The sequence below is a fragment of the Pseudomonas anguilliseptica genome (genome assembly GCF_021375795.1).
GTDB lineage: Bacteria > Pseudomonadota > Gammaproteobacteria > Pseudomonadales > Pseudomonadaceae > Aquipseudomonas > Aquipseudomonas anguilliseptica_A.
This window is the reverse complement of record NZ_JAEIOI010000001.1, coordinates 652,314-674,663: the sequence shown is the minus strand read 5'-3', so window position 1 is coordinate 674,663 and position 22,350 is coordinate 652,314. Positions and strand designations below refer to the sequence as shown.

The following is a 22,350-nucleotide window of genomic DNA, read 5'->3' as shown; positions in this document are numbered from 1 at the left end:
TTCGGCTATTCGAACAACGCATCCAGCGCTTGCTCCAGGCGCGTTACGGCAATCACCTGCAAGCCCGCGGGCGGATCTTTCGGCGCATTGCCCTTGGGCACGATGGCGCGTTTGAAGCCATGCTTGGCAGCCTCCTTCAAGCGCTCCTGACCGCTCGGCACCGGGCGGATCTCGCCGGACAGCCCCACCTCACCGAACACCAGCAGGTCATGCGGCAGCGGCTTGTTGCGCAGGCTGGAAATCACTGCCGCCATCAGCGCCAGGTCCGAGGCGGTTTCCAGCACCTTGACCCCACCGACTACGTTGAGGAACACGTCCTGATCGTAGGTCGGGATACCACCATGCCGGTGCAGCACAGCCAGCAGCATGGCCAGACGGTTCTGATCCAGGCCCAGGGTGACGCGACGCGGGTTGGCCATATGGCTGGTGTCGACCAATGCCTGCACCTCCACCAGCATTGGCCGAGTGCCTTCCCAGGTGGCCATGACGATACTGCCGGGGACTTCTTCCTGGGCGCGGGTGAGAAAGATTGCCGAGGGGTTGGTGACTTCTTTAAGGCCCTTGTCGGTCATGCCGAACACGCCCAGTTCATTGATCGCGCCAAAACGATTCTTCACCGCGCGCAGCAGGCGCAGGCGACCATCGGACTCGCCCTCGAAATACAGCACGGTGTCGACCATATGCTCAAGCACCCGCGGCCCGGCCAGCGCGCCCTCTTTGGTCACATGGCCGACCAGGAAGATCGCCGTGCCGCTCTGTTTGGCAAAGCGCACCAGTAGCGCCGCACTTTCGCGCACCTGGGCCACACCGCCGGGAGCGGACTGCAGCTGCTCGGTAAAGATGGTCTGGATCGAGTCGATCACCATTACCTTGGGCTTTTCCAGGCGCGCGGTGGCGATGATGCTTTCGATGCAGGTTTCGGTCATCACCTTGAGCTTGTCTTCCGGCAAACCCAGGCGGCGGGCGCGCATGGCTACCTGCTGCTGCGATTCCTCACCGGTGACGTACAACGCGGGAAAGCGCGTGGCAATGTTGCACAGGGTCTGCAGGAGAATGGTCGACTTGCCGATACCGGGGTCGCCGCCGATCAGCACCACCGAGCCGTCCACCAGACCGCCACCGAGCACGCGATCCAGCTCGCCAGAGGCCGTGGAAAAGCGCGGCACTTCCTCGACGCTGACTTCGGCCAAGGTCTTGAGCTGCGCTTGTTCGCCCGCCCAACCCGCGCGGCCACTGGGGGTGGCTGCATTGGCTTCAAGCAGGGTTTCTACCAGGGTATTCCAGGCGCCGCATTCGCCGCACTGGCCGGCCCATTTGGGAAAGGTCGCACCGCATTCGGTGCAGCCATACATGCGCTTGGCCTTGGCCATGCCGGACTCCTCTGCAAACTGAGCCCGGATCATACGAAATAGCTGGATATATTTACAGCCCTTTACCGCTGTCCCTTGCAGCCATTACCGCAGCCACAGCACTGCCCGGCAGCACGCTTTAGTCGGCGCGCGAGGTCATCCTTGAGGCCGACGCGCTCCTGCTTGAGCGACAACAGGGCGTCATCAGCCAGCACTTCATTGCCGGCTTCGATGCGGCAAATACGCTTGTCCAAGGTTTCGTAAGTGTCGGCCAGGCGGGCGAAATCGGCGTCGCTGATGCGCAGGTCATGCAGCGCGCTGCGCAGTTCGGGGAAGTCCTTGATCAGCGGATGGTGTTCAACGTGCATGCTGGCACTCCTTGGGGATAGTCACTGCCTGCAGACTATCCCCTGCGCCGGGTCCGGCACTTGACCCGGATCAAGCCAGCAACGCTATGGTGCCTTGCGCAGAGCGTCAGCCAGCTCGTCCTTGAGGCTGACGCGCTGCATTTTCAGACCCAGCAGGAGGATTTCATCCATGGCAACACGCCCGCTTTCCACTTCGTAGATGCGCTTGTCGAGTTCATCGTATTCCTCAACCAGCCGGGCAAAGTGCCCGTCGCTGGCCAGCAGGCTACGCAACTGCGTCTGGAATTCAGGAAACTCGCGGCTGAGCGGGTGATGTTCCAATGGCATAGTGACATCCTCATGGCGGTTCTCGCTTGAGACTAGCCCACGCACGCCGGCTCTGCTGCCTCGCCTGGAGTTGATGAGCACGTTGCCACTTCTGCTATCGTGGCATTCGACTGCAAACACCAGAGACAGGGCTATGAATACCAAAACGGGATGTGTGGCCTGCCGTGACGGACAGGCGCTGGATTTTCCCATCAGCATGGCATTTCAACCCATCGTCAACCTCAGCACCGGGGCCATCTTTGCCCATGAAGCTCTGGTGCGTGGCAGTGCCGGCGAGTCCGCTGGCAGCCTGCTAAGCAAGCTCAACAAGGACAACCTCTACTCCTTCGACCAGGCCTGCCGGATTACCGCCCTGGAATGGGCGGCCAAGCTGCAAGTGCCAGCCATGGTCTCGATCAACTTTATGCCCAACGCGGTGTACAAGGCCGAGACCTGCATCCGCGCCACGCTGGAGGCGGCCAAGCGCTTCAACTTTCCGCTGCAGCGGATCATCTTCGAAGTCACCGAACAGGAGCAGGTGCTGGATGTCGATCACCTCACCGGCATCCTGCGCGCGTACCGCAAGCAGGGCTTTATGACCGCCATCGATGACTTCGGCGCAGGCTATGCCGGGCTCAACCTGCTGGCCGACTTTCAGCCGGATCTGATCAAGCTGGACATGCAGCTGATCCGTGACATCGATCAGGACAGCGTGCGGCAGATTCTGGTCGAAGCCGCTCTGCAGATGTGCCGCAAGCTGAATATCCGGGTGATCGCCGAAGGCATTGAAAGCCTGGGTGAGCTGCAGGCATTGCGCGACATGGGCGTGGAGCTGTTCCAGGGGTACCTGCTGGCCAAGCCAGCATTCGAAGCCCTGCCCGCAGTGCACCTGCCGGGCTGAGAAGTAGCTGGCAAGCAACGCGCGCTGGATTACACTCAGGCCAACCTCACCTAACAGGGAACGCAGCATGAGCATAATCAGTGAATTCAAAGCCTTTGCCGTCAAGGGCAACGTGGTCGATATGGCCGTCGGGATCATCATCGGCGCGGCCTTCGGCAAGATCGTCTCGTCCTTTGTCGGTGACGTGGTCATGCCACCGCTGGGCGTGCTGATTGGCGGCGTGGATTTCACTGACCTGGCCATCACCCTGAAGGCTGCCGAAGGCGATTTGCCTGCTGTGGTGCTGGCCTACGGCAAATTTATCCAGACCGTGCTCGACTTCCTGATCGTCGCTTTCGCCATCTTCATGGGCATCAAGGTGCTCAACAAACTCAAGCGCGAAGAAGAAGCGGCGCCCGCAGCACCGGCCCCGCCGACCAAGGATCAGGAGCTGCTCAGCGAGATCCGCGACCTGCTCAAGGCGCAGCAAAACCGCGACTGACTTCCCCTGTGCGGAGGGCCACAAGCGCCCTCCCGACATGATTTGTTGCAGGACAGTTCAGTCGCTTACCGAACGCTGGTGTAAATTGGCTGTCCCTTGGCTACTTTTCCCCCTCAATGCCCCTCCTGATTGCGTTTGCAGTTCTATCCATCCTCGTCTCCTTTATCTGTTCCATTCTTGAAGCAGCGTTGCTGTCCCTGACGCCCAGCTATATCGCTCAGCAGAAGGCCGCCAAGCCCAAGCTCTACGAGCGCTTGAAAGAACTGAAAGACAAGATCGACCAGCCTCTGGCCGCCATTCTTACGCTTAACACCGTGGCTCACACGGTTGGCGCCACCGGCGTGGGCGCGCAGGTCACCATCGTATTTGGCGATGGCTACCTGGGCATTGCCTCGGCTGTGATGACGCTGCTGATTCTGGTCCTCTCGGAAATCCTGCCCAAGACCATTGGTGCGCGTTACTGGCCAACCCTGGCGCCCTTCCTGCCGAGCCTGCTGGGCGGCATGATCCTGCTGCTCAAGCCGTTTATCTTCATGTCCGACATGATCATGCGACTGTTTGGCGGCAAAGAGCCTGAGCACGATATCCGTCAGGAGATCAAAGCCTTGACCCTGCTCGGCCGCGAGGTGGGCAAGCTCGATGAAGACGAACAACGGGTCATCAGCAACATCCTCGACCTGCATGAAATCAAGCTGCGCGACATCATGACGCCACGGATTGTCTGCGAGTTTGCCGCGCCTGATGACACCCTCGCCGCATTCAAAGCGCGCGTGAAAGAGAGCCAATTTTCCCGCTACCCGGTTATCGGTGAGGATGAAGCGCCACTGGGCGTGGTGTTCCGTTATGACGCCCTGGGCGCCGATGAAGATGAAGCGCCGGTGTCCAGCATCCTCAAACCGCTCAAGGTGGTTTCCGACAGCATGAACGTCGAAAACCTGATGACGCAGATGATGCATGAGCGTCAGCACATGTGCCTGGTGTATGACGAGTTCGGCAGCTGGCGCGGCCTGGTGACCATGGAGGACATCATGGAAACCATCATCGGCAAGCCGATCCTCGACGAAACCGACGACATCCCGAACATGCGCCGCTTCGCCAAGCGCCGCTGGGAACACCGGATCAAGGCCATCCGCGAGGAATAAGCGCTACCAGTAGTTCTCCACCGCCACCTGCCCCGGCCGCCGGGTCAGGCTGAGCTGCAGGTCGCGCTGTTTCAGCAGCGCGCGGGTGTCGTCGATCATCTGCGGGTTGCCGCAGATCATCAGCCGCGAATGCTCTGGTTCCAGGCTCAGCCTCGCCGCCCGCTCCAACTTGCCATTGTCCAGCAAGGTGGTGATGCGCCCATGCAAACAGCCGGGCACCTGCTCACGGGTGACCAGCGGCAGATAGACAAACCGCTCGGCGTATTCCTGCAGATGCTCCTGCTGCATCAACCCGTGAATCAGCGGCTGATACGCCAGTTCGCGGGCCGTGCGCGCGCTGTACACCAGCACCACCCGGGCAAAGCGCTGCCACACCTCCAGGCCCTGCAGAATCGACAAAAACGGCGCGAGCCCGGTGCCACTGGCCAGCAGCCAGAGGTCACGGCCATCGGTAAAACGATCGAGGGTAAGAAAGCCCAGCGCCTGCTTCTCGACCAGCAGGCTGTCGCCGACCTGCAGCCGACTCAGCTCGGAGGTGAACTCACCGCCCGGCACGACGATAGAGAAGAATTCGAGAAACTCATCATGCGGCGCCGAAGCCATCGAATAGGCACGCCAGACCACCGAGCCATCGGCCTTGGCGACGCCGAGACGGGCAAACTGCCCGGCCCTGAAGCGAAAGCCCGCATCACGCGTACAGCGCAGGCTGAACAGGCTGGGCGACCAGACCTGAATAGAAGTAAGCGTTTGCCGCGTGTACTTGTCGTCACTGGTCATACGAATACCGGGCCTATGCAGATTGCACAGGCCCAGTGTGGCGCAACGCCGGGCGGACAAACACCGGCAAAATCTGGGGGTTCTTGGCCTTGCGCCTTAGAGCCCGGTCTTAGCGGCGGTTGACGGCCTGCGCGGCACGCAACACATCAGCACCGATTTCCGCTTCGTAGGTCTTCCACATCGGGCTCAATGCGGCGCGCCAGGCGGCACGTTCATCGTCGGTCAAGGTGACCACTTTGGCATTGCCGGCGGCGATGATGCGCGCGCGATCATTGTTGTTCAGCGTTTCGGCATCCTTGTTCACCGCGAAGGACACTTCATCGATGATCGCTTCCAGCTCGGTGCGGGTTTTGTAGGGAATGCTGGTCCAGAACTCCTTGCTGCTGATCAGCATATAACTCAGCGAGCCGTGGTTGAGCTCGCTGATAAACGGCTGCACCGTGTCGACCTTCTGGCTGGCAATGTTCGACCAAGGGCCTTCGGTGCCCTGGATGGTGCCAGCCTGCAGCGCCTTGAACGCCTCGGCGAACGGCATCTTCACGGTCTTGGCGCCGAGCTGGCCAAACTGTGCCTGCAACACCGACGAGGGCTGGATACGGAAGGCCAGATCCTTGGCATCCTCGGGCTTGCGCAGCTCGCGACTGGAGGTCAGCTGCTTCATGCCGTTGTTCCAGTAGGCCAGGCCGTAGATGCCCTGGTTGGACATGGCGTGTAGCAACTCGCGGCTCTTGTCACGCTTCTGGAAACGTTTGACCGCCTCCAGGTCATCGAACAGAAACGGCAGGTCGAATACCTGCAACTGCTTGGTGTAAGCCTCGAACTTGGACAGCGAAGGGGCCAGCATCTGCACCTTGCCCTCGCGCAGGGCGTTGATCTCCTCACCATCACCGAACAGCGTCGAGTTCGGGTAAACCTCAACCGCCACCTGCCCGGCCAGACGCTCTTCCACCAGCTTCTTGAACAGCAGCGCGCCCTTACCCTTAGGGGTGTCTTCGGCCACCACATGGGAGAACTTGATCACGATGGGCGCCGTGCCTTCGGCCAGGGCCGGGCTTGCCGCGACCAGCAATGCGCTGAAGGTTAAGGACAGCAGGGACTTGAACATGAACATACCTTTTGCAAATAGAACGCCGTGAAGCCTGCATGGGCAGGCCTCATTGAGAGTTTGGGAATGTGGGCTATGAACGCAGACCACGTGACAGAACACCTGTACGCGACTGATCATCAGGCGCTACCAGATCGCAGCCGGGCGTAATGCTCGGGGCCTGGTTATTATTTGAATGCCGACCTTGCTGACTGACGGGTATCAGACACGACTGAGCAGATCCGCAAGGGGGCGGCATTCTTCGGCAAAGCCGCGCGCGGCACAACCGTGATTTGCTGAACCAGCTCTCAGTTTCGAGACTTTTCTGCGCCTTGCACCGACAATAGCGACCAACTGCACTTTCTATCGCGCCCTTGCGGCCTGCTACCCGAGTTATCCATGCCCCTGCTCAGCACCCCGTTTGCCCAGCTCGACCTGCTTCGCCAACCCGACCAGCCCAACGAGCCGCTGCAGGCCTTCGATGCCGCCGACGAATACCTGCTCAACCATCTGCATGAATACGGGCTCTCGGACGGCGCGCGGGTATTGGTGCTGAATGACAGTTTCGGCGCTCTGGCCATCAGCCTGGCGGGCCAGACGCACGTGACCAGCAGCGGCGACTCGCACCTCGGCCACCAGGGTTTGCAGATCAACCTGCAGCGCAATCAGCTACCGGTGGATGCTGTGACGTTTGTGCCGGCCAGTGCAGTCGCTCAGGGGCCGTTTGACGTGGTGCTGATTCGCGTCCCCAAGACCCTGGCGCTGCTGGAGGAGCAACTGATTCGCCTGCACGGCCAGCTCGAGCCAAACGCGCAGGTGATTGCCGCAGCGATGGTCAAGCACCTGCCGCGTGCTGCCGGTGATCTGCTGGAGAAATATATCGGCACGGTGCAGGCCTCGCTGGCGGTGAAAAAAGCCCGCTTGCTGTTTGCCTCCCCAGAAGCCAAGCCTGCGCCTGTATCGCCCTATCCGACGCGTTATCGCCTGGATAAGCCGACTATCGAGCTGCTTAACCACGCCAATGTGTTCTGCCGTGAAGACCTGGATATCGGCACTCGCGCCTTCCTCCCGCACCTGCCCAAACACCTCAGCCGCGTGCGCGTGGCTGACCTCGGCTGCGGCAACGGCGTACTCGGCATTGCCTATGCGCTGGGCAGCCCGCAGGCCGAGCTGACGCTGGTGGATGAGTCCTATATGGCGGTGCAATCGGCCGAGGACAACTGGCGCACGGCGCTGGGGCAGCGCCCGGTCGAGATTCGCGCCGGCGACGGCCTGGCCGAGCAGACGGCTGACTCGTTGGACCTGGTGCTGTGCAATCCGCCGTTCCACCAGCAACAGGTGGTTGGCGACTTTCTCGCCTGGCGTATGTTCCAACAGGCCCGCGCAGCCTTGGTAACCGGCGGCGAACTGTGGATCGTCGGCAACCGCCACCTGGGCTACCACGCCAAACTGAAACGGCTGTTCCGTGGCGTCGAACAGGTGGCGGCAACGCCGAAGTTTGTGGTGCTTAAAGCGATCAAATAAGCGCGCTGCAAGCCCGGTGGGAGGGGCTTTAGCCGCGATAGGCCATCAGCAAAAGCTCGCCGCTAAAGCGCCTCCTACAGCGATCACCACTATCGCGCTTACGGCGTGCCCATCCCTGCCGCCTGCATAAACAGCCGCAGCAGATAGGACACCGCGCCCAGGGCCAGCACGCTGCCAGCCCAGATCAGCACCAGCCAGCCGAGCCGCTGCCACAGCGGCTTTTTCTCTTCGATATCGCTCATCACTCGCACCTTAGTGGTAGCCATCTTCTTCAGTAACCTTGCCGCGGAACACGTAATAGCTCCAGGCGGTGTACATCAGGATGAACGGGATGATGAACAACGCCCCGACCAGGATAAAGCCCTGGCTCTGCGGCGGTGCGGCGGCGTCCCAGATGCTGATCGACGGCGGGATGATATTCGGCCACAGGCTGATGCCCAGGCCGCTGTAGCCGAGGAAGATCAGCGTCAGGGTCAGCAGAAACGGTGAGTAGTTGGCGTTGCGTGCCACTGCGCGCAGCAGCGCCCAGGTGCACAGCAGCACCAGCAGCGGCACCGGCATAAACCAGAAGATATTCGGCAGGCTGAACCAGCGCTCGGCGATCTCGGCATGTGCCAGCGGCGTCCACAGGCTGACGATGCCAGTGACGCCAAGCAGGACGAACACCAGCGGCCGAGCAAGGTCGTGCATCTGCTGTTGCAGGCGGCCTTCGGTTTTCATGATCAGCCAGGTGCAGCCGAGCAAGGCGTAGGCGGCAATCAGCGCCAGGCCGCAGAACAGCGAAAACGGCGTCAGCCAGTCCAGGGCGCCACCGGCATAGACCCGGTCGACCACCTCAAAGCCATCGATATACGCCCCCAGCGCCACGCCCTGGAAGAAGGTCGCGGTCAGTGAGCCGCCGATAAATGCCTTGTCCCAGAGGTGGCGTTTGGCAGCCTTGGCCTTGAAGCGGAACTCGAAGGCCACGCCACGGAAGATCAGCCCCAGCAGCATAAAGATCAGCGGCAGGTACAGCGCGCTGAGCACCACCGCGTAGGCCAGCGGGAAAGCGCCGAACAGCGCCGCACCGCCGAGCACCAGCCAGGTTTCGTTACCGTCCCAGACCGGCGCCACGGTGTTCATCATGACATCGCGCTCGCCTTCGCTTTTGACGAAGGGGAAGAGGATGCCAATGCCCAGGTCGAAGCCATCCATGACCACGTACATCATCACGCCGAAGGCGATGATCACGGCCCAGATCAGCGAGAGATCAATGCCCATATTCAATTCCTCTCAGCCAGTGAGTCGGTTTCGCCCTCTTCCAGCCCCTCTTCGGGTGCGGACAGCGGACGCGACGGCGTGCGTTTCTGGCCTGGGCCGCCCTCGGCGGTTTCCTTGCCTTCGTCGGTGATCGGGCCCTTGCGCACCAGGCGCATCATGTAGCTGATGCCGGCGCCGAACAGGGCGAAATACACCACCACAAACAGAATCAGGGTCAGGCTCATGTGCGCAAAACTGTGCCCGGACGAGGCATCCGCGGTGCGCATCAGCCCCTGGATGATCCAGGGTTGACGGCCGATCTCAGTGGTGTACCAGCCGGCAAGGATGGCAATAACCCCCGACGGGCCCATCCACACCGCCAGATGCAGGAACGGCCGGCTCTCGAACAACCTGCCACGCGTACGCAGCCACAGCCCCCAGAGACCGGTAAGGATCATCAGCATGCCGATGCCGACCATGATCCGGAAGGTCCAGAACACGATGGTCGAGTTGGGCCGGTCTTCCTTGGCGAACTCTTTGAGCGCCGGCACCTGCTTGTCCAGGCTGTGGGTCAGGATCAGGCTGCCAAGCGCGGGAATCTCGATCTTGAAGCGGGTTTCTTCGGCTTCCATATCCGGCCAGCCGAACAGAATCAGCGGGGTCGGTTCATCGCCGTGGTTTTCCCAGTGGCCTTCGATGGCGGCGATCTTCGCCGGCTGATACTTGAGAGTATTCAGGCCATGGAAGTCGCCAATCACCGCCTGGATCGGCGCAACAATCAACGCCATCCACATGGCCATCGAGAGCATCTTGCGGATCGCCGGGTTGTCGCGACCGCGCAGCAGGTGCCAGGCCGCCGACGCGCCAACGAAGAACGCCGTGGCAAGGAACGCCGCTGTAGCCATATGCAGCAGGCGATACGGGAACGAGGGGTTGAACACCACGGCGAACCAGTCCACCGGAATCACCCGCCCGTCGATGATCTCGAAGCCCTGCGGGGTGTGCATCCAGCTGTTGGAGGCGAGAATCCAGAAGGTCGAGATCAGCGTGCCGACCGCCACCATCACCGTGGAGAAGAAGTGCAGGCCCGGGCCGACGCGGTTCCAGCCGAACAGCATGACGCCAAGAAAACCCGCCTCAAGGAAGAACGCGGTCAGCACTTCATAGGTCAGCAGCGGCCCGGTGACCGCCCCGGCAAAGTCGGAAAACGCGCTCCAGTTGGTGCCGAACTGATAGGCCATGACCAGGCCGGAGACCACGCCCATGCCGAAGTTGACCGCAAAGATCTTCGCCCAGAAGTGGTACAGGTCGCGGTACACCTCCTCGCCCGTCTTCAACCACAGCCCTTCAAGCACCGCCAGGTAACTGGCCAGGCCGATGGTGATGGCCGGAAAAATGATGTGAAAGGAGATGGTGAAAGCGAACTGGATTCGAGCGAGGTCGAGAGCCTCCAATCCAAACATGGCGTTTCCTCAGTCAGGTGATACGGGGCACGGCCACGGGCGCGCATGCCAGTCACAAGCAATCAGTCGGGGGATTATTGTTCTGGGTTGACTAGCCATCGCACAGGGCCAACGGCCCTGCATAATCACGCACGATCAGTATTGATGCGGGTCAAGAGATGTACAGAGAGTAGCGCCTGGCGCGTCAAGTTCGGCTGTGGTCGATTGTCACGCGACGGGCTGCCACACCGCCAAGGCGGGCCGCCTAGTCGGTCAACAGCGCCTGCGGCCGGTCAACATCGCGCAGCACACCCGGATCAGCCAGCGCGACGCCCTGGCACGCTGCCGCCTGCGACTGCAGCAACACGCGCGCACCTTCATCACCGCGTAAGGCTTGCAGTTGTGGCCAGAAGGCGCGACCAAACAACACCGGATGCCCGCGTTGACCCTCATACAGCGGATAGACGATGCGCTCGGCTGCGGCCTGCTGACACAGCTGCCACAGGCTGTCGGCGGCCACCCAGGGCATATCGCCGAGCAGCACGGCGATGGCGTCGGCCTCGCAACCGGCCAAGCCCCGCACCCCAGCCGCCAGGCTGTGGCCCATGCCCTGATCGGCGTCAGGGCAACGGATAATCCGGCACGCATCCGGTAACCCCAAGGCCTGCACATCGTCCTCGTCGCGCAGCAACACATGCACTTCAGCGAACACCTGCAGGGCCCGCTCGGCACTGGCCGCCAGCAGGCCGCGACCGTCCGGCAAACGGGCCAGGCGCTTGTCACTGCCAAAGCGCCGACCTCGCCCGGCCGCCAGCAACAGGGCCACAACGCGCGGCATGCTAGAGCGCATCCCGCGCCAGGCCGTTGCGCACCCGCAGGATGTCGGCGAGTACCGCCAGGGCGATTTCCGCCGGGGTCTTGCTGCCCAGGTTCAGCCCGATTGGCGCGATGATCCGCGCCAGCGCAGCATCATCCAGGCCGCCAACGCGGCGCAGGCGCTCGAAGCGTTTGGCGCTGGTCAGTCGCGAGCCCATCACACCGATATAAAAAGCCTCGGTGCGCACCGCTTCGATCATCGCCAGATCATCGATACGCGGGTCATGGGTCAGCGCCACCACGGCGGTGTCGGCATGGCAGCCACCCAGACGGATAACCTCGGACGGCAGCTCACGGCGGATCTCCACCCCTGGCAAGTCGACGCCTTGCAGCACCTCCTCGCGCGGATCGCACAGCACCACCTCGAAGCCCAAACCTTGAGCAAACTGCGCGCAGACCTGTGCCACTGAGGAGTAGCCCGCCAACAACAAACGCTGAGCCGCCCCGACGCGCACACGCAGCCGATTCGACTGACGCTCAACTCTTGGCCCCTGCGTGTTGTCCGCCAGCAAGCGGCGCTCACCGCTGGGCAGCGCCACGTCGCGGATCAGCCGGCGCTGGCCCGCCAAGGCGCTTTCCAGCTCACGCAGATGCGCCTGCACTGCGCAGTCGGCCGGCAGGTTTTCCACCAGCACGTCCAGCACACCGCCGCAGGGCAGGCTGATCTGCGAGTGCGGGTCGCTGCCATCGCCATAGCGCACCAGGTGCACAGGTTCAGGAAAGGCACCTGCGGCCAGGCGCTCGAGAAACTCATCCTCGACGCAACCCCCGGACAACGAGCCGATCCATTCGCCCTGCGCCGTGGCAGCCAGCAGCGAACCCGGCGCGCGCGGCGCCGAGCCGTAGGTGCTCAGCACCGTACACAGCCACACGCGCCGTCCTGCAGCGGACCACTGCAGCGCCTGGCGGACGACCAGCAGATCAAGGTGCTGCATCAGGCTTCACCCGGCCTCAATGGCCTTTCTCGCTGCGCAACTGACTGACCTGCTGCGGGCTCAGCTCAGCTGCCTGGCCGCCCCAGGTCTGCCGCAGGTAATGCAGCAGGTCGCGCAGCTGCCCGTCATCCAGCTTGTCGCTGAAGCCCGGCATCGGTTGCATACGCTCGAAACCGGTGAACTGCTGCTCCTTGATGCCGTCATCGATCACCCGCAACAGGTTACGCGCATCGTTCAGGCGCAGGGTGGTGTTGCCGTCCATCGCCACCGCCACATGCGGCACGCCCTCACCTACCACGCCATGGCACCCGGCGCAGAGGTTGAGGTAATGCTGACGACCCTGCTGCGCGCTGGCATCAAGCTGTTCGAAGGCCACCGCGCTGACCTTGCGCGGCGCCGGCGGTTGATCGCCAAGCAGGTAGGTGGCCATGGCCTTGTGGTCGTCCAGCGGCAGGTACTGGGTGCTGTGGTGCAGCACCGGGTACATCTCGTTGAACATCGAACCCTGGGCGCTGATGCCGTGCTTGAGGAAGGTCGCCAGGTCGTCGGTGCTCCAGCCGCGCTCGGCCAGGTCCTCGGCGAGCAGGCTGGGTGCCTCGTAACCGAGCAGCACGCCGCCCTGCAAACGCTGATCCTGTTGCAACGCACCAAGGGCATTGCGCGGTGTGTGGCACTCGCCGCAGTGGCCCAGGGCCTCGACCAGGTACTGACCGCGCTGCCAGGTCTCGCTTTTGCCTTCAGCCGGCAGCAGTTGCACGCGGTTCTTGTAGAGCATGTTCCAGAAGCCCAGGCCGAAGCGCACATTGAACGGGAAGCTCAGGCTGGTTTGCGGGCTGGGTTTGGCGATCGGTTCCAGGCTCATCAGGTAGGCGTAGATGGCGTCTGAATCTTCGCGCTTGAGCAGGTGATAGGAGGTGTACGGCATCGCCGGATAGAGTTTGCTGCCATCCCGCCGCTCGCCTTCGGCCACCGCGCGGTAGAAGTCATCGGCGCTGTACTCGCCGATGCCGTACTGCTTGTCCGGGGTGATGTTGGTGCCGTAGATGGTGCCGAACGGCGACTCCAGCGGCAGGCCGCCGGCGTATTCGGCACCGCCTTCGACGCTGTGGCAGGCCACACAGTCGGCGGCGCGCGCCAGGTACTTGCCGCGCTCAATCAGTTGCTTATCCGCCGCCTGGGCGGCCAACGGCAACAACAGGGCGGCAGCAATCAGAATGTTCTTCATGCTTAACCTTCCTTGACCAGGCCGAGAGACTCGACCACATCGCGCGCGGCGCTGTAGTAGCGCACGTAGCCGGTGCAACGGCAGATGTGCTTACCCAGGGCGTCTTCGATCTCGCCTTCCAGCTCGCTGCGCTTGACCGGCTGGCGCTGGAGTTTTTCCACCAGCACGGTGGCGGCGTTGACGTAGCCCGGCGTGCAGTAGCTGCACTGGAAGGCAAATTGGTCGACAAACTGCTGCTGAATCGGGTTGAGCTGGCTGACCTCACCCTGGGCATCCCGCTTGGCGTGGCCCTCGATGGTGCGGATGCGCTTGCCGTCGAAGAAATGTGCGCCGGTGATGCAGGTGCGGATTTCTTCGCTGGTGCCGTCGGGCTTGTCGAGGATCGCCACACAGGCGTGGCACACACCCTGGCCGCAGCCCAGGCGCGAACCGGTGAGGTTCAGGTATTCGTGGAGAAAGTCGATCATCATCAGGTCGTCGGCCACTTCCATCGGGCCGACCGCCTGGCTGTTGATAATCATGCTGAGCAGGCGCTTAGCCATGGAGGGCCTCCTTGATGCGGGCCGGAGTCAGGGGAAGGTCGCGCAGGCGCTTGCCGGTGGCGTGGGCCACGGCGTTGACGATGGCGCCGACCACCGGAATCATCACCACTTCGGCGATGCCCTTGGCCGGGTCACTGGGCGACAGCGGCGGCAGAATCTCCGCGCTTTGCGACCACACCGCGCAGTCCTTGGCGCGCGGCAGTTGATAGCGGTTGAAGTTCCAGGTGCCGTCGCCGGGGCCGCCTTCATACAGCGGCATTTCTTCCAGCAGCGCATGGCCGATGCCCATGGCGATACCGCCTTCGAGCTGCCCCAGCACCAGTTCTTCGACGATCACCCGGCCGCATTCGAGCCAGGAGTGATGGTTGATCACCCGCGCCTCGCCGCTGCCCTTGTTGACCTTGACCTCGACCAGGGTGGCCACCGGGCTGTAGTAGGTAACCATGGCGTTGTTCAGCTGAGTCACCGGGTACTTGATGCTGATGCGATCGAGCAGGTGGAAACCCTTGCGGTTCATCTGCGCTTTCTGCGCGGCGCTTGCGCCGTCGCCGTATTTCACCGCCAGCGCATCCAGCGGCACGCGCTCGCGCTGGCCGTTGATCTCGAACTCGCCCTCAGCCCAGCTCCAGCGGTTGAAGCCGTGCACGCTGATGCCGGTGACCAGCCCCAGCTCATGGGCCTTGTGCGCCAGCAGTTTGAACGGGATCGGCGGCATGCCGTCGGCGGTCAGTTTGCCGTCGACCCAGTGCGCGTTCTCGCGGCGCACCACATAAGGGTTGGCCAGACCGCCGTGCTCACCCCGGCCCCAGATGGCCAGGGCCGCCGGCCACAGGCCATGGATAAACAGCAGGCGCGCGGCTTCACGGGTGGAGTGTCCGGTGTAGTAGGAGGAGTTGGTTGCCGACGACGGCGAGGCCAGTTTGCCGACCCAGCGCGGATTGCGCAGCGCGGCGTCCTGCTCGGCCTGGCTGATGATGTAGGGATTGCCGCTGGTGGTCAGGGCCAGTTCGCTCCACTCGGTTTCGCCGGTCTTGATTTCATCGGCGGGCTGACCAAGGTAATCAGCGACCAACAGGGCCTGCGAGGTGGCCATGCCGGTGCCCATGTCGATAGCAATCTGGCGCAGGCTGACGCGGCCGTCTGCGCTGAACTCCAGGCTGGCCATCGGCGCTTCGGAGCCGGTGCCGAAGTCCTTCTGGCAGATGGCAAAGCCAACGCCGTAGAGGTTGTCCGGGTCTTCGGCATCGAAGCGCTGCTTGCGCTCAACGCGGTTCTTCCAGATTTCGTGCTGCGCGGCCTTGTCGAGGATTTCATCGAGGCGCAGAGCACCCGCCGGGATCGCGCCCTGGGTGTTCTTCATACCGGACTGGAACACGTTCTTCTTGCGCAGTTCGATGGCATCGAGATTCAGCCGCTCGGCTACTTCGTCCACCATCATCTCGGTGGCGGCCATGGTCTGCAGGGTGCCGTAACCGCGCATCGAACCGGCTTCCACGCCACGCGAGTAATAGGCGGTGGCCGCCAGATCGCTGCGCGGCAGGTAGTAGATCGATTGCGCCGCCGTGGCGCCGACTGCGGCCACCGAGGAGCTGTAGTTGGCGCGACCGCCGCCGTCGACATCCATGTGCGCGCGGAAGATCTGGAAGCTGTGATCCTGCTTGTTCACTGCCAACTGGTAATGCATGTCGAAGGGGTGACGCTTGATCCCGCTCTGGAACTGCTCGTAGCGATCATTGGCCAGACGCACCGGCACGCCGTCGCCGTAGATCGCGGCCAGGGCAGCATAGAACACATGGATGTTGTTGTCCTTGGAGCCGTAACCGACGGTGTAGCCAGGGTGCATGCTGAGCTTTTTCACAGCGAACCGGGAGGGCGCGAGCATATGCGCGGTCTGCTCGGCCACTTCAAACGGGCACTGGGTGGCGACCACGAAATGCAGGGTGCCACTGGCCGGGTCAAACCAGCCGTTGCCGTTGTCGGCTTCCAGCGCAGCCGGCTCGATGGACTGGGTAGTGAAGCGCTCATCGAACACCAGCCAGTCGCTCGGCGGGGTCTGCAGCTGGTTGAGCATCTGTTCGGCGTGGTACAGGCCCTGTTGGGTCAGGTCGCCACTGACCTTGCCCTCGCCCCAGGCCGGCTTGCGGTTGTGGATCAGCGGGAACAGCATGCTGTCCTTGAGGCTGGAGAAGGTGTCCGGCTCGAACGGCGTGCTGCCGCCGACGCGCACGAAGCGGAAACTGCCATAAGGGTCGCTCTGGAACGCCGGCGCCTGCTCGCCGTAGCGGATCACCTTGTCATTGAACTTGAGGATGTTCTTGGCCTGACGATAGCGCTCGAAGTCATGCCAAATCAGCAGTGCCACCGGGTGGCCGATAAACATCGGCACCTGGCCTTCGGGCAGCAGCGGATCAAGGTTGTGGCCATCCGGAAAGCTGATGCCGTCTTTAACCAGGTCACTGGCGGTCACTACACGTTGCGGCTGCAACGCGGCCGGCAGCACCGACAGGTCGAAACCCTGGTACAGCTGCTCGGTGCGCGTGGCCTTGAGCAACAGCGCATGGCCTTGCTGCTGCGGCCAGCCGGGCATGTCCTTGGCGCGGATATCGCGGGCAAACACCTTGCCACCGACCACCTTGGAGACCCCATCGATACGCGCCACAGCCTTGCCACTGGCGTTGTACCAGGGCTGCGGCATGGCGGTTACACGTTCCTCGAACAAGGCGGCAAACGCCTTGCTGCCCAGTGGGGCGAAACTGATGCCGATACCGGCGATGACGCTGCCTTGCAGAAAGGCGCGGCGGGACAACTCAGGAGTGGACATGTCCGTTCCTCGGGGCCAGAGCAGCCTGGCCATTTGCGTGAACAAAAGAGAGACAGGCGCGCCGCTTACAAGCACGGAGCAGAATCAGCGTAGACGACAGATTTATTGACCTGAGAGTCAGATTCTACTCAAGTCATTGCCACAACAGAATAAAAACCTGCCTTTAAAGTCAGATAAATACACAGCAGCGCCTCTAAAACGGCGCCTCAGCATGCCGCCCACACCGACGCATGCTAGGCTGCGCCTCCCGCCAGCCGTGCGAGTTGTTCGGCCATGTCTCAGCTTTTACGTCACCAGCGCCCATTTCTGGCCTTCTGGTTCGCCCGGGTATTCACCGCCAGCGGCTTCCAGATGATTACCGTGGCGATTGGCTGGCAGATGTATGCACTGACAGGCAACGTGCTCGACCTCGGCCTGGTCGGGCTGATCGAGTTCCTGCCGAAGATCCTGTTTATCCTGCTCACCGGGCATGTCGCCGACCGCTTCGACCGGCGCAAGGTGGCGGCACTCTGCCAGGGCGCGCAGGGGCTGATTGCCCTGGGCCTGCTGCTGGGCAGCAGCGCCGGCAGCATCAGCCGCGAAATGATCTTCCTGATCGCCTTTCTGCTCGGCACCGCCCGGGCGTTCGAGATGCCGACAACACAGGCCCTGCTGCCGAATATCGTGCCACCGGGGCTGTTCCCCGCTGCTGTAGCCGCGTCGGCTTCGGCCATGCAGGCCGCCACCATCGTCGCGCCGGCGCTGGGCGGCTTGCTCTATGCGCTCGGCACACACTGGGTCTATGGCCCGGCCCTGCTGCTGTATGGCTGCGCCCTAAGTCTTATGCTGAGCTTGCCGGCACGTCAGCTGCCGTTGAAACAGAAGGTCTCGCTGGATTCGTTGCTGGCCGGCTTTCGCTTTATCCGCAGCCGCCCTGCCGTGTTCGGCGCGGTGTCGATGGACATGCTGGCGGTGCTGCTCAGTGGCGCCACCGCGCTGCTGCCGGTGTTTGCCAAGGACATTCTGCTCACCGGCCCTTGGGGCCTCGGCCTGCTGCGCTCGGCGCCGGCGGTTGGCGCGCTGCTGATGTCACTGTGGCTGGCGCGCTTTCCCATCGAGCGGCGGGTCGGCCCGGTGATGTTTACCTCAGTGGCAATCTTCGGCGTGGCGACCATCGGCTTCGGCCTGTCCACCTCGCTGTGGTTCAGCCTGGCAGCGCTGGTGGTGCTGGGCGCGGCGGACATGATCAGCATGGTGATCCGCGGCGCCTTCGTGCAACTGCAAACCCCGGACGAGATGCGCGGCCGCGTTGGCGCGGTCAACGGCCTGTTTATCGGCGCATCCAATCAGCTGGGGGATTTCCGCGCCGGGGTCAGCGCCGCCTGGTTCGGCACGGTGCCGGCGGTGCTGATCGGCGGCGTCGGCGCCATTCTGGTCACCGGCCTGTGGATCCGCTTGTTCCCCGAGTTGGCCAAGCGCGATCATCTGCACCCGCAAGGCCCTGAGCGAAGTAACGACTAGCTGACCAGCATGGCCTCGGCGACATGCTTGCGCGCGGCTTTGCCACACAGCTGCTCAACCAGGGTCAGGGCAAACGCCAGAGCAGTGCCGGGGCCCTGACTGGTGATGCAATTGCCATCGACCACCACCGGCTGATCGACAAACACGCAACCGCTAAGGCGATCACTGAACGCGGGGTAGCAGGTCATGCGCCGCTGCCGGAGCACGCCGTATTGCTGCAAGGCCAGCGCGGGGGCCGCGCAAATGGCGGCAAACAGCTTGCCGGCCTTGGCCTGCTCGCGCACCCGCTCGGCCAACGGCTCGTGCTCAGCAAGGTGTTGTGCGCCCGGCATGCCGCCGGGCAGCACGATCAGGTCGAAGGGCTGAGCCAGCACATCCACCAGCATGGTGTCGGCGGTCAGGCGCGTGCCCCGGGCGCAGGTGATCATCCGCCGGCTCTCGATGCTGGCCACTACCACTTCAACCTCGGCACGCCGCAGTACATCAATCAGGGTTACGCACTCGAGGTCTTCAACACCATCGGCGACGCTGATAAGGGCCCGTGCAGTCATCATTTCGCTCCTTGCAAATCAGGTACATAAACTGTCCGAGCGGTCATAAATTCACCCCTTCCAGACGAGCTGATATGATGCGCGCCTTTTTCCAGATCGCCAGTAAAAACATGCACCCACGCGTGAATGTGCTTTGCTTTCGGTTTGCATAAACACGGCAAAAACGCCGTTACGGGGAGTGCCACATGCTGGAAAGACTGTTCCAACTCAAAGCCCACAACACCACGGTGCGCACCGAGTGTCTGGCAGGGCTGACCACCTTCCTGACTATGGCCTACATTCTCTTCGTCAACCCGAGCATCCTCGGTGAAACCGGCATGGACAAGGGCGCAATCTTTGTCGCCACCTGCCTGGCCGCCGCCATCGGCTCGGCCATCATGGGCCTGATCGCCAACTACCCAATCGCCCTGGCACCAGGCATGGGCCTCAACGCCTTCTTTACCTACACCGTGGTGCTGGGCATGGGCCACACCTGGCAGGTGGCGCTGGGCGCAGTATTCCTCTCAGCCTGCCTGTTCCTGCTGCTGTCGATCTTCAAGATCCGCGAATGGATCATCAACAGCATCCCCCTGGAGCTGCGCTCGGCGATTGCCGCCGGTATCGGCCTGTTCCTCGCCCTGATCGCTCTGCAAAGTGCCGGCATCGTGGTCGACCACCCGGCCACGCTGGTGGGCATGGGCGACCTCAGCAAGCCCCAGGCACTGCTGGCCATTCTCGGTTTCTTCGTGATCGTCGGTCTGGAGGCGCGCAAGGTCACCGGCGCGGTGCTGATCGGCATTCTGCTGATTACCCTGATCAGCATGGCGCTGGGCATTTCGCAGTTTGGCGGCGTGGTCTCGATGCCGCCGTCGCTGGCCCCGACCTTCCTGCAACTGGACATCATGGGCGCGCTGGACATTGGCTTGATCAGCGTGATCTTCGCCTTTCTGTTCGTCGACCTGTTCGACAACTCCGGCACCCTGATCGCCGTCGCCAAAAAGGCCGGGCTGATGCGCAAGGACGGCCATATGCCGAAGATGGGCCGCGCGCTGATCGCCGACAGCACTGCAGCCATGGGGGGCTCGTTGCTGGGCACCTCGACCACCACCAGCTATATCGAATCGGCCGCTGGGGTCAGCGCCGGCGGGCGTACCGGCCTGACGGCCTGCGTGGTCGCCGTGCTGTTTCTGTTGGCGCTGTTCTTTGCCCCGCTGGCGGGCAGCGTGCCGGCCTTCGCCACTGCGCCAGCGTTGCTGTTCGTCGCAGTACTGATGACCGCCGGGATGGCCGAAATCGACTGGGAAGACATCACCGTCGCTGCACCGGTGCTGATCACCGCCCTGGCCATGCCGCTGACCTTCTCCATCGCCTCCGGCATCGCCTTCGGCTTTATCGCCTGGGTCGCCGCCAAGACCCTGGCCGGCCGCTGGCGCGAGCTGAACCTGATGCTGGTGATCCTTGCCGGCTTCTGCGTGGTCAAGCTCGGCCTGTTCTCTTAAGCCCGTTCACACCGCCCGCCAGCAGCTATGCAGGCGGGCGCCTCCAGCGCTGATTAGCGAGTAATCCATGAGCCGTTCCCAGTTCGATCCCGCCAACTACGCCGCCCAACTTGCGGAGAAGCAGCAGCGCCTGATCGAGCTGTTGGCCCCCTTCGATGCGCCCGTCCCCGAGGTATTCGAGTCGCCGCGCGAGCACTATCGCCTGCGCGCCGAATTCCGCCTGTGGCGTGAAGGCGAGGATCGCCACTACGCGATGTTCGAAGCCGGCGACAAGTACACACCAATCTTCTTCGAAGAATTCCCCATCGCCAGCGCGCAGATCAACGCCCTGATGCCACGTCTGAAGGCCGCCTGGCAAGCCAGTAGCGCCCTGAGCTTCAAGCTGTTTCAGGTCGAGTTCCTCACCACCCTGGCCGGTGATGCACTGATTACCCTGTGCTACCACCGCCCGCTGGACGCCGCCTGGCAGGTCGCCGCCGAACATCTCGCGGCCGAGTTGCAGGTCAGCATCATTGGCCGCTCCAAGGGCAAACGCATCGTCATCGGCAAGGACTACGTAGAGGAAAAACTGCAGGTCGCCGGGCGCACCTTCAGCTATCGCCAACCGGAGGGCGCATTTACCCAGCCCAACGGCGAAGTGAACCAGAAGATGCTCAGCTGGGCTTATGAAGTGCTGGGCGAACGCCAGGATGATCTGCTGGAACTGTACTGCGGCAATGGCAACTTCACCCTGCCGCTGGCCACCCGCGTGCGCAAGGTGCTGGCCACCGAGATCAGCAAGTCCTCGGTGAATGCCGCCCTGGCCAACCTGACCGACAACGGCGTGGATAACGTCAGCCTGGTGCGCCTGTCCGCCGAAGAGCTGACCGAGGCGCTGAACGAGGTGCGGCCGTTCCGTCGCCTGGCCGATATCGACCTGAAGAGTTACGACTTCGGCTGCGTCTTCGTCGACCCACCACGGGCCGGCATGGACCCGGATACCTGCGAGCTGACCCGCCGCTTCGAGCGCATCCTGTACATCTCCTGCAACCCGGAGACCCTGGCCGCCAACATCGCCCAGCTCAGCGACACTCACAAGGTGACGCGCTGCGCGCTGTTCGACCAGTTCCCCTACACCCACCATATGGAGTCGGGTGTGCTGCTGGAGCGCCGCTAAACCTGCAGCAGGCTGTTGAAAACCGTTGGCGAGGCAGCCAGTGCAAGGCAAAAATAGGCGAAAAAGCGGAGCTTACGGGCTGTAAATCAGCATTTTGAGCCTGTCTTTAACGCCGCAAGGCAACGCAGGTAGTTTTTCAACAGCCTGATAGGCGCTGCAGCCCTCGCAGCGCCCAGTAGCACAGCCCCGCCGAGACCACTTCCAGCAGCAGCGCGTAGAGATTGAAGGTCTGCTGCGCACCGCCATCGAGCCACAGCCCACCAATACGTGCCAACGCCAGGGCGCTGTAGAGCAGCACCAGCAGGGTCAGCGCGGCGCGGGTGAGCTCCAACCGACTCAGCGACAGGCCGATAAACGCCGCCAGGCCCAGTTGCAAGCCACCATAGTAGGCGCGCACGTCCGTGGCAGCGGCCGGCGACATAAGCAACATGCCACTGAGGTTGGTCATTTCATGGGGCTGAATAAAGTAGGCCAGCCCCAGCCCAGCCAACGCCAGCAGTTGAATCAGCAGTACAACGCGTGCGAGCAACATGAACCCATCCTTTTCTTGCAAGTCGAAAGCCCGTAAATCGCACGCAGCATAAGCCGCGCCGGCCTGATTCGGAAATCGTCAGTGGTTGCCCGAGGGCACCGGGCGCTATGCTCAACCTTTA

General features: G+C 62.7%; 22 protein-coding genes. 7 read left to right on the top strand and 15 right to left on the bottom strand.

The window, feature by feature from the left end:
* Window positions 1-5 precede the first annotated feature (5 nt).
* From radA to IOD17_RS03040, 3 genes are all read right to left on the bottom strand, one after another.
* Complete coding sequence (gene radA / locus IOD17_RS03050) at window positions 6-1,370, bottom strand: DNA repair protein RadA (protein WP_233683630.1); 1,365 nt, start codon at window positions 1,368-1,370, stop codon at window positions 6-8.
* Between the two features lie 62 nt (window positions 1,371-1,432).
* Window positions 1,433-1,717 carry a YdcH family protein gene (locus IOD17_RS03045; protein ID WP_233683629.1) on the bottom strand — a complete coding sequence of 95 codons (285 nt, stop codon included), beginning with the start codon at window positions 1,715-1,717 and terminating at the stop codon, window positions 1,433-1,435.
* A gap of 84 nt (window positions 1,718-1,801) precedes the next feature.
* Window positions 1,802-2,044, bottom strand: coding sequence for a YdcH family protein (locus IOD17_RS03040; protein ID WP_233683628.1), 243 nt, complete (start codon window positions 2,042-2,044; stop codon window positions 1,802-1,804).
* Between the two features lie 133 nt (window positions 2,045-2,177).
* Between IOD17_RS03040 and IOD17_RS03035 the strand changes: the two genes are divergently transcribed.
* From IOD17_RS03035 to IOD17_RS03025, 3 genes are all read left to right on the top strand, one after another.
* On the top strand, window positions 2,178-2,924 hold the full coding sequence (locus IOD17_RS03035; RefSeq protein ID WP_233683627.1) for an EAL domain-containing protein: 747 nt from the start codon (window positions 2,178-2,180) through the stop codon (window positions 2,922-2,924).
* 67 nt (window positions 2,925-2,991) lie between these two features.
* A complete protein-coding gene (gene mscL, locus IOD17_RS03030; protein ID WP_233683626.1) occupies window positions 2,992-3,405 on the top strand; it encodes a large-conductance mechanosensitive channel protein MscL in 414 nt (137 codons plus the stop codon).
* Window positions 3,406-3,521: 116 nt separating this feature from the next.
* Entirely contained in the window at window positions 3,522-4,547 is a 1,026-nt protein-coding gene (locus IOD17_RS03025) for a CNNM domain-containing protein (RefSeq protein WP_233683625.1), read from the top strand.
* 3 nt (window positions 4,548-4,550) lie between these two features.
* On the opposite strand, the gene IOD17_RS03020 is transcribed toward IOD17_RS03025, so the two are convergent.
* Together IOD17_RS03020 and IOD17_RS03015 are read right to left on the bottom strand one after the other, a co-directional pair.
* Window positions 4,551-5,324 carry a ferredoxin--NADP reductase gene (locus IOD17_RS03020; protein WP_233683624.1) on the bottom strand — a complete coding sequence of 258 codons (774 nt, stop codon included), beginning with the start codon at window positions 5,322-5,324 and terminating at the stop codon, window positions 4,551-4,553.
* Window positions 5,325-5,433: 109 nt separating this feature from the next.
* Window positions 5,434-6,429 carry a DctP family TRAP transporter solute-binding subunit gene (locus IOD17_RS03015; protein WP_233683623.1) on the bottom strand — a complete coding sequence of 332 codons (996 nt, stop codon included), beginning with the start codon at window positions 6,427-6,429 and terminating at the stop codon, window positions 5,434-5,436.
* 378 nt (window positions 6,430-6,807) lie between these two features.
* On the opposite strand from IOD17_RS03015, the gene IOD17_RS03010 reads away from it, so the two are divergent.
* The gene (locus tag IOD17_RS03010; RefSeq protein WP_233683622.1) at window positions 6,808-7,932 is read left to right on the top strand and encodes a methyltransferase; all 1,125 of its coding nucleotides are present in this window, start codon (window positions 6,808-6,810) and stop codon (window positions 7,930-7,932) included.
* A gap of 98 nt (window positions 7,933-8,030) precedes the next feature.
* Here IOD17_RS03010 and IOD17_RS03005 read toward each other — a convergent pair whose 3' ends face one another.
* The 8 genes from IOD17_RS03005 to IOD17_RS02970 form a co-directional block, all read right to left on the bottom strand.
* A complete protein-coding gene (locus tag IOD17_RS03005; protein ID WP_160085596.1) occupies window positions 8,031-8,174 on the bottom strand; it encodes a DUF2474 domain-containing protein in 144 nt (47 codons plus the stop codon).
* Between the two features lie 10 nt (window positions 8,175-8,184).
* Complete coding sequence (cydB, locus tag IOD17_RS03000; RefSeq protein WP_233683621.1) at window positions 8,185-9,192, bottom strand: cytochrome d ubiquinol oxidase subunit II; 1,008 nt, start codon at window positions 9,190-9,192, stop codon at window positions 8,185-8,187.
* A 2-nt stretch (window positions 9,193-9,194) separates the two neighbouring features.
* Window positions 9,195-10,634 carry a cytochrome ubiquinol oxidase subunit I gene (locus IOD17_RS02995; RefSeq protein ID WP_233683620.1) on the bottom strand — a complete coding sequence of 480 codons (1,440 nt, stop codon included), beginning with the start codon at window positions 10,632-10,634 and terminating at the stop codon, window positions 9,195-9,197.
* 244 nt (window positions 10,635-10,878) lie between these two features.
* Entirely contained in the window at window positions 10,879-11,451 is a 573-nt protein-coding gene (locus tag IOD17_RS02990) for a nucleotidyltransferase family protein (protein ID WP_233683619.1), read from the bottom strand.
* A 1-nt stretch (window position 11,452) separates the two neighbouring features.
* The gene (locus tag IOD17_RS02985; protein WP_233683618.1) at window positions 11,453-12,424 is read right to left on the bottom strand and encodes an XdhC family protein; all 972 of its coding nucleotides are present in this window, start codon (window positions 12,422-12,424) and stop codon (window positions 11,453-11,455) included.
* A gap of 16 nt (window positions 12,425-12,440) precedes the next feature.
* Window positions 12,441-13,649, bottom strand: a complete 1,209-nt coding sequence (locus IOD17_RS02980; protein ID WP_233683617.1) for a cytochrome c — start codon at window positions 13,647-13,649, stop codon at window positions 12,441-12,443.
* Between the two features lie 2 nt (window positions 13,650-13,651).
* Complete coding sequence (locus tag IOD17_RS02975; RefSeq protein ID WP_233683616.1) at window positions 13,652-14,191, bottom strand: (2Fe-2S)-binding protein; 540 nt, start codon at window positions 14,189-14,191, stop codon at window positions 13,652-13,654.
* Window positions 14,184-17,012: a xanthine dehydrogenase family protein molybdopterin-binding subunit gene (locus IOD17_RS02970; protein WP_233683615.1), complete on the bottom strand. Its 2,829-nt coding sequence runs from the start codon at window positions 17,010-17,012 to the stop codon at window positions 14,184-14,186. The genes IOD17_RS02975 and IOD17_RS02970 overlap by 8 nt, the downstream gene beginning before the upstream one ends.
* A gap of 273 nt (window positions 17,013-17,285) precedes the next feature.
* Between IOD17_RS02970 and IOD17_RS02965 the strand changes: the two genes are divergently transcribed.
* Window positions 17,286-18,512 carry an MFS transporter gene (locus IOD17_RS02965; protein ID WP_233683614.1) on the top strand — a complete coding sequence of 409 codons (1,227 nt, stop codon included), beginning with the start codon at window positions 17,286-17,288 and terminating at the stop codon, window positions 18,510-18,512.
* Here IOD17_RS02965 and IOD17_RS02960 read toward each other — a convergent pair.
* A complete protein-coding gene (locus tag IOD17_RS02960; protein ID WP_233683613.1) occupies window positions 18,509-19,063 on the bottom strand; it encodes a DJ-1 family glyoxalase III in 555 nt (184 codons plus the stop codon). The two genes, IOD17_RS02965 and IOD17_RS02960, sit on opposite strands and share 4 nt — an antisense overlap.
* 185 nt (window positions 19,064-19,248) lie before the next feature.
* Here IOD17_RS02960 and IOD17_RS02955 point away from each other — a divergent pair, with 185 nt between their 5' ends.
* Both IOD17_RS02955 and trmA read left to right on the top strand, forming a co-directional pair.
* Window positions 19,249-20,541 carry an NCS2 family permease gene (locus tag IOD17_RS02955; RefSeq protein ID WP_233683612.1) on the top strand — a complete coding sequence of 431 codons (1,293 nt, stop codon included), beginning with the start codon at window positions 19,249-19,251 and terminating at the stop codon, window positions 20,539-20,541.
* 67 nt (window positions 20,542-20,608) lie between these two features.
* Entirely contained in the window at window positions 20,609-21,697 is a 1,089-nt protein-coding gene (gene trmA / locus IOD17_RS02950) for a tRNA (uridine(54)-C5)-methyltransferase TrmA (RefSeq protein WP_233683611.1), read from the top strand.
* 136 nt (window positions 21,698-21,833) lie between these two features.
* On the opposite strand, the gene IOD17_RS02945 is transcribed toward trmA, so the two are convergent.
* The gene (locus IOD17_RS02945) at window positions 21,834-22,229 is read right to left on the bottom strand and encodes a DUF4345 domain-containing protein (RefSeq protein ID WP_233683610.1); all 396 of its coding nucleotides are present in this window, start codon (window positions 22,227-22,229) and stop codon (window positions 21,834-21,836) included.
* Window positions 22,230-22,350 lie beyond the last annotated feature (121 nt).